7 protein-coding genes and 1 tRNA gene are annotated in these 6,564 nt (G+C 68.6%); 6 read left to right on the forward strand and 2 right to left on the reverse strand.

Annotated elements, in window-relative coordinates:
- Positions 1 to 1,044 (reverse strand): adenosine deaminase, encoded by a 1,044-nt coding sequence (locus ACWGI6_RS03010; RefSeq protein ID WP_453265859.1) that lies wholly within the window; start codon positions 1,042 to 1,044, stop codon positions 1 to 3.
- A gap of 140 nt (positions 1,045 to 1,184) precedes the next feature.
- Positions 1,185 to 2,420: a pyridoxal phosphate-dependent aminotransferase gene (locus ACWGI6_RS03015; protein WP_453265860.1), complete on the reverse strand. Its 1,236-nt coding sequence runs from the start codon at positions 2,418 to 2,420 to the stop codon at positions 1,185 to 1,187.
- 183 nt (positions 2,421 to 2,603) lie between these two features.
- Between ACWGI6_RS03015 and ACWGI6_RS03020 the strand changes: the two genes are divergently transcribed.
- The 6 genes from ACWGI6_RS03020 (at position 2,604) to ACWGI6_RS03045 (ending at position 6,439) form a co-directional block, all read left to right on the forward strand.
- A tRNA-Trp gene (locus tag ACWGI6_RS03020) sits at positions 2,604 to 2,676 on the forward strand.
- A gap of 107 nt (positions 2,677 to 2,783) precedes the next feature.
- On the forward strand, positions 2,784 to 3,080 hold the full coding sequence (secE, locus tag ACWGI6_RS03025; protein ID WP_128507231.1) for a preprotein translocase subunit SecE: 297 nt from the start codon (positions 2,784 to 2,786) through the stop codon (positions 3,078 to 3,080).
- A 73-nt stretch (positions 3,081 to 3,153) separates the two neighbouring features.
- Positions 3,154 to 4,020: a transcription termination/antitermination protein NusG gene (gene nusG / locus ACWGI6_RS03030; protein ID WP_453265861.1), complete on the forward strand. Its 867-nt coding sequence runs from the start codon at positions 3,154 to 3,156 to the stop codon at positions 4,018 to 4,020.
- 168 nt (positions 4,021 to 4,188) lie between these two features.
- Complete coding sequence (gene rplK / locus ACWGI6_RS03035; RefSeq protein WP_384388414.1) at positions 4,189 to 4,623, forward strand: 50S ribosomal protein L11; 435 nt, start codon at positions 4,189 to 4,191, stop codon at positions 4,621 to 4,623.
- Between the two features lie 82 nt (positions 4,624 to 4,705).
- The gene (rplA, locus tag ACWGI6_RS03040) at positions 4,706 to 5,422 is read left to right on the forward strand and encodes a 50S ribosomal protein L1 (protein WP_030074759.1); all 717 of its coding nucleotides are present in this window, start codon (positions 4,706 to 4,708) and stop codon (positions 5,420 to 5,422) included.
- Between the two features lie 150 nt (positions 5,423 to 5,572).
- A complete protein-coding gene (locus ACWGI6_RS03045; protein WP_453265862.1) occupies positions 5,573 to 6,439 on the forward strand; it encodes a hypothetical protein in 867 nt (288 codons plus the stop codon).
- Positions 6,440 to 6,564: the final 125 nt, after the last annotated feature.

Consider the following 6,564-nt stretch of genomic DNA (forward strand, 5'->3'; position numbering starts at 1 on the left):
CTACGCGGCCAGCCAGGCGTCGATCTCCGCCAGCAGCCGCTGCTGCTCGTCCTGCGGGGCGCGTGAGCCGCGGATCGACTGCCGGGCCAGTTCGGCCAGTTCGGCGTCCGTGAAGCCGTGTGCGGTGCGGGCGATCTCGTACTGCGCGGCCAGCCGCGCGCCGAACAGCAGCGGATCGTCCGCGCCCAGCGCCATCGGCACCCCCGCGTCGAAGAGCGTCCGCAGCGGCACGTCCTCCGGCTTCTCGTAGACCCCCAGCGCCACGTTCGACGCCGGGCACACCTCGCAGGTCACCCCGCGCGAGGCCAGCCGGCGCAGCAGCACGGGATCCTCCGCGGCCCGTACGCCGTGCCCCACCCGGCCGGCGTGCAGATCGTCCAGGCAGTCCCGGACGCTCGCCGGCCCCGACAGCTCACCGCCGTGCGGTGCCGCCAGCAGACCGCCCTCCCGGGCGATGGCGAAGGCGCGGTCGAAGTCCCGGGCGAAACCCCGGCGTTCGTCGTTGGACAGTCCGAAACCGATCACCCCCTGGTCGGCGTAGCGCACCGCGAGACGCGCCAGTGTGCGGGCGTCCAGGGGGTGCTTCATGCGGTTCGCGGCGACCACGACGCGGATGCCGAGCCCGGTGTCACGGGAGGCGCCGTGCACCGCGTCCAGGATGATCTCCAGGGCCGGGATCAGCCCGCCCAGCCGCGGTGCGTACGAGGTCGGGTCGACCTGGATCTCCAGCCAGCGCGACCCGTCGCGGACGTCCTCCTCGGCGGCCTCGCGGACCAGCCGCCGGATGTCCTCGGGCTCCCGCAGACACGACCGCGCGATGTCGTACAGCCGCTGGAAGCGGAACCAGCCGCGCTCGTCCGTGGCCCGCAGCTTGGGCGGCTCCCCGCCCCGCAGGGCCTCCGGCAGATGGACGCCGTACTTCTCGGCCAGTTCCAGCAGTGTCGCGGACCGCATCGACCCGGTGAAGTGCAGGTGCAGATGGGCCTTCGGCAAACGGCGCAGGTCTCGAATAGCGGCTCCGCCGCTGGCACGAACACTCTCCATCCCAAGATCTTGCCGCATCCGGGCGGCACGCGGGTAGGCCCTTTCCCGAAGGGGTGTCCGGGGGAACGCGCGAGCGGGCGCCCGGAAGGCTCCGGACGCCCGCTGCGCGACCACCTACGGCGCTCCGCAGGTGGCATCGATCACTTGGCCTCGGCCAGCAGCTTCTGGATGCGCGACACGCCCTCGACCAGGTCCTCATCGCCCAGCGCGTACGAAAGCCGCAGGTAGCCGGGGGTGCCGAAGGCCTCACCCGGGACGACGGCGACCTCCGCCTCCTCCAGGATCAGCTCGGCCAGCTCGACGCTGCTCTGCGGGCGCTTGCCGCGGATCTCCTTGCCGAGGATCTCCTTGACCGACGGGTACGCGTAGAACGCGCCCTCCGGCTCCGGGCACAGCACGCCGTCGATCTCGTTGAGCATCCGCACGATCGTCTTGCGGCGCCGGTCGAAGGCGACCTTCATCTCCTCGACGGCCGTCAGATCGCCGGAGACCGCCGCGATGGCCGCGGCCTGCGAGACGTTGGACACGTTGGACGTGGCGTGCGACTGGAGGTTCGCGGCGGCCTTGATGACGTCCTTGGGGCCGATCGCCCAGCCCACCCGCCAGCCGGTCATCGCGTACGTCTTCGCCACGCCGTTGACGACGATGCACTTGTCGCGCAGCTCGGGCACGACCACCGGCAGCGACGAGAACTCGGCATCGCCGTAGACCAGGTGCTCGTAGATCTCGTCGGTCAGCACCCACAGGCCGTGCTCGGCGGCCCAGCGGCCGACCGCCTCGACCTGCTCGCGGGTGTAGACCGCACCGGTCGGGTTCGACGGCGACACGAAGAGCAGCACCTTGGTGCGGTCCGTACGGGCCGCCTCCAGCTGCTCGACGTTCACGCGGTAGCCGGTGGTCTCGTCGGCGACCACATCGACCGGCACACCGCCCGCGAGCCGGATCGACTCGGGGTAGGTGGTCCAGTACGGGGCCGGGACGATGACCTCGTCACCCGGGTCGAGGATCGCCGCGAACGCCTCGTAGATGGCCTGCTTGCCGCCGTTCGTCACCAGGACGTTCGCGGCCTCGATCTCGTAGCCGGAGTCGCGCAGCGTCTTCGCGGCGATCGCGGTCTTCAGCTCGGGGAGGCCGCCGGCCGGGGTGTAGCGGTGGTACTTCGGGTTGCGGCAGGCCTCGATCGCCGCCTCGACGATGTAGTCGGGCGTGGGGAAGTCGGGCTCACCGGCGCCGAAGCCGATCACCGGGCGCCCGGCGGCCTTGAGGGCCTTCGCCTTGGCGTCCACGGCGAGGGTCGCTGACTCGGAGATCGAACCGACCCGGGCCGAGACCCGGCGGTCGGTGGGGGACGATGCGGAAGGGGTTGCAGCGCTCATATATGCATCGTTGCAGACCTCTGACGAGCCCGGCACACGGGTTTGCGGGCACCACCCGGGAGGATCCTGTTCGACGCCCGGCTCCGAACCACGTACACTCGCTGACCGTTGGCTCCCAACAGGTCGCCGCGGCGCACGCACTTAGTGCAGTCGACCGCATGCGGTAGGTTGGGGGAACCACAAAGGGTCGTAGCTCAATTGGTAGAGCACTGGTCTCCAAAACCAGCGGTTGGGGGTTCAAGTCCCTCCGGCCCTGCTACACGCACTCTCCACCGCAGTGCGTGCACGCGTACGTATGAAATGCACCGCCGTGCGGCTCAACCGGGCGCGGCACGGCCACGACCCGGATTCAGGTGAGGACGAGTGACGGACGCCCTGGGCTCCATCGACATGCCTGAGCGCGGTCGTTCCGAGGACGAGACCGCGGAATCCCAGAAGAAGCCCCGCCGCGGCGGCAAGCGCGGCAAGAAGGGCCCCTTCGCCCGGCTCGCGCTCTTCTACCGCCAGGTTGTGGCGGAACTCCGCAAGGTCGTATGGCCCTCGCGTAGCCAGTTGTCGACGTACACCAGCGTGGTGATCGTCTTTGTTGTCATCATCATCGGTCTCGTAACCGTGATTGACTTGGGAATCAACCGAGTCGTCGGGTACGTCTTCGGCTGATCCCGCGGAGGGCGCCTCAGCGGGCGCCCCTTTCGCATGTTCAACCCCTTGAAGCCAGGAAGAAGCAGCCACCGTGTCTGACCCGAACCTGAACGACGCCGCCGACTCCGCCGAGACGGCAGCGGCCGACGTTGACGCGGCGGCCTCGGCCGAGGTCGAGGGCGACGACACCGCGCTTGAGATCGTCGAGGCCGTCGACGAGGTCGACGAGCTCGACGCCGAGGACGCTGCCGCCGGCGAGCCCGCCGAGACGGCCGCGGTGCACGTCGAAGAGGATGCCGAGGCCACGGCCGAGGTCGCCGAGGACGAGGAGCCGGAGCCGGTCGACCCGGTGACCGCCCTCCGCGACGAACTCCGCGGCCTCCCCGGCGAGTGGTACGTCATCCACACCTACGCGGGCTACGAGAACCGCGTGAAGACCAACCTTGAGCAGCGCGCCGTCTCGCTGAACGTCGAGGACTTCATCTTCCAGGCCGAGGTGCCGCAGGAAGAGGTCGCGCAGATCAAGAACGGCGAGCGCAAGACCATCCGCCAGAACAAGCTCCCGGGCTATGTGCTCGTGCGCATGGATCTGACGAACGAGTCCTGGGGCGTCGTCCGCAACACCCCCGGTGTCACCGGCTTCGTCGGCAACGCCTACGACCCCTACCCGCTGACGCTGGACGAGATCGTCAAGATGCTCGCCCCGGAGGCCGAGGAGAAGGCCGCCAAGGAGGCCGCCGCGGCCGAGGGCAAGCCGGCGCCGTCCCGCAAGGTCGAGGTCCAGGTGCTGGACTTCGAGGTGGGCGACTCCGTCACCGTCACCGACGGTCCGTTCGCGACGCTGCAGGCGACGATCAACGAGATCAACGCCGACTCGAAGAAGGTCAAGGGCCTCGTCGAGATCTTCGGCCGCGAGACCCCGGTCGAGCTCAGCTTCGACCAGATCCAGAAGAACTAGGTTCTTCCGGACCACCAGCCAAACCGACCAGGTCAGACGGGCTCACAGCCGGTCTGACCTGCTCGGTTTTTGGCCGCGCGACGATACCCGTTATCGTGGTGCGGTATGCCTCCATCCGGATGACCGGATGGCTCGGCGAAAAACCTCTCACTAGGACCCGGAGAGAGCATGCCTCCCAAGAAGAAGAAGGTCACGGGGCTTATCAAGCTCCAGATCAGCGCCGGCGCCGCAAACCCGGCTCCGCCGGTCGGCCCCGCGCTGGGTCAGCACGGCGTCAACATCATGGAGTTCTGCAAGGCCTACAACGCCGCGACCGAGTCGCAGCGTGGCATGGTCGTGCCGGTGGAGATCACGGTCTACGAGGACCGTTCCTTCACCTTCATCACCAAGACCCCGCCGGCCGCGAAGCTCATCCTGAAGGCCGCGGGCGTGGACAAGGGCTCCGGCGAGCCGCACAAGACCAAGGTCGCCAAGATCAGCCGCGACCAGGTCCGCGACATCGCCACCACCAAGATGCCCGACCTGAACGCCAACGACCTGGACGCCGCCGAGAAGATCATCGCCGGCACCGCCCGTTCCATGGGCATCACGGTCGAGGGCTGATCCTCAGCCCCTCTGGCACCACCCGTGGCAGGACCAGGCGCTGGTCCGCACCACGACTCCACCCACTGCATCAGGAGCAGAAGTGAAGCGCAGCAAGACTCTTCGCACCGCGGACGCGAAGATCGACCGGGAGCGCGTGTACGCCCCGCTCGAGGCCGTCCGTCTCGCCAAGGACACCACGTCCGTCAAGTTCGACGCGACCGTCGAGGTCGCCATGCGTCTGGGTGTCGACCCGCGCAAGGCCGACCAGATGGTCCGTGGCACCGTGAACCTCCCGCACGGCACCGGTAAGACCGCCCGGGTCCTGGTCTTCGCGACCGGTGACCGTGCTGCGGCCGCGGAAGCCGCCGGCGCCGACATCGTCGGCTCGGACGAACTGATCGACGAGGTCTCCAAGGGCCGTCTGGACTTCGACGCCGTCGTCGCCACCCCGGACCTCATGGGCAAGGTCGGCCGCCTCGGCCGCGTGCTCGGTCCGCGTGGTCTGATGCCGAACCCGAAGACCGGCACCGTCACCCCGGATGTCGCCAAGGCTGTCACCGACATCAAGGGCGGCAAGATCGAGTTCCGCGTGGACAAGCACGCGAACCTCCACTTCATCATCGGCAAGGTCTCCTTCGACGAGACCAAGCTGGTGGAGAACTACGCCGCGGCGCTCGAGGAGATCAACCGCCTCAAGCCGTCCGCCGCCAAGGGCCGCTACATCAAGAAGGCGACCATCACCACCACGATGGGCCCCGGCATCCCGCTGGACGCCAACCGCACCCGCAACCTCCTCGTCGAGGACGAGGCCGTCTGATCTCCCTGATCGACGCCTCGTAGCGCGTGATTCATGCGTCAGGCCCCGTTTCTCCCCTGTGGAGGGACGGGGCCTGACACATGTGCGGTCAGTGGTCTGCACTACAGTCGCCCCCGAGGTCCGTAGAAATGATTTAAGGGGGAGCCTCAAGTGCGTAGCACGCGTATAGCCGCCGCCGTGGCGGGTGCCGTGATTCTGGTGGGCGGTCTGAGCGCCTGCAACAACAACGACGGCGGCAAGGCGTCCGGCGGCGGGAGCAGCAGCAGCGGCGGGAGCAGCGATGCGGGCGGGAAGCAGGACCCGGCGCAGAACCCGGCGGACGCGCTGAAGGCGGCCCAGCAGGCGACCGAGGGCAAGAAGACCGCGAAGATCGACGGCTCCACGACCACGGCCCTCGCCGGCAAGCAGGTGAAGCAGTCCACCAAGGGCGGGCTGGACTGGACGCAGGGCATGCGGATGAACGTGGCGAACACCATGGACGCCGGGGGGAGCCCCGGTAAGCCGATCAAGGCCATCTACACCGCGGACGCCGTGTACATGAACATGGGCGCCGCCATGCCGGGTGGCGGCGGCAAGCCCTGGACGAAGTACTCGTACTCCCTCCTCTCGAAGAAGCTGGGTGGCTCGGGCACCCTGTTCCAGGAAGCGCTGCAGAACGCCAACCCGAGCCAGCCGATCGAGCTGCTGGCCGCCTCCGGCTCGGCCAAGGCCGTCGGCAAGGAGAACGTCAACGGCGTCCAGGCGACGCACTACACCGGCACCATCACGCTGGACCAGCTGAGCGGCAAGCTCGGCAAGGACCTCCGCGACATGATCCGCAAGCAGTTCGCGAAGGGCGGCGCGAAGAGCGAGCAGCTCGACGTCTGGATCGACTCGAACAACCTGCTGGTCAAGAAGAGGGAGAAGCTCGGCGGCAAGCAGCCCAGCGACTCCACCGCGCTCTACACGGACTACGGCACCAAGGTCGACGTGGCCCCGCCGCCGGCGGGCCAGACGGCGACCGCGCCCGGCGCCTGACCGGTAGCCGCGCACAGATGACGGCGTGGGCGGGGGGGGTGGGGGTCGGCCCCCCCCCCCCCCTATTCGGTGACGTCCACCAGGCCCCGTTTATTTTCGTAATGCCCAAAAACCAGGTGTTTGGT

It is taken from the genome of Streptomyces sp. NPDC054786 (assembly GCF_053611685.1).

Coding starts and splice junctions, on each gene's coding strand:
- ACWGI6_RS03010 (WP_453265859.1), bottom strand. CDS start 1,044: ATGGAGAGTGTTCGTGCCAGCGGCGGAGCCGCTATTCGAGACCTGCGC.
- ACWGI6_RS03015 (WP_453265860.1), bottom strand. CDS start 2,420: ATGAGCGCTGCAACCCCTTCCGCATCGTCCCCCACCGACCGCCGGGTC.
- rplK (WP_384388414.1), top strand. CDS start 4,189: ATGCCTCCCAAGAAGAAGAAGGTCACGGGGCTTATCAAGCTCCAGATC.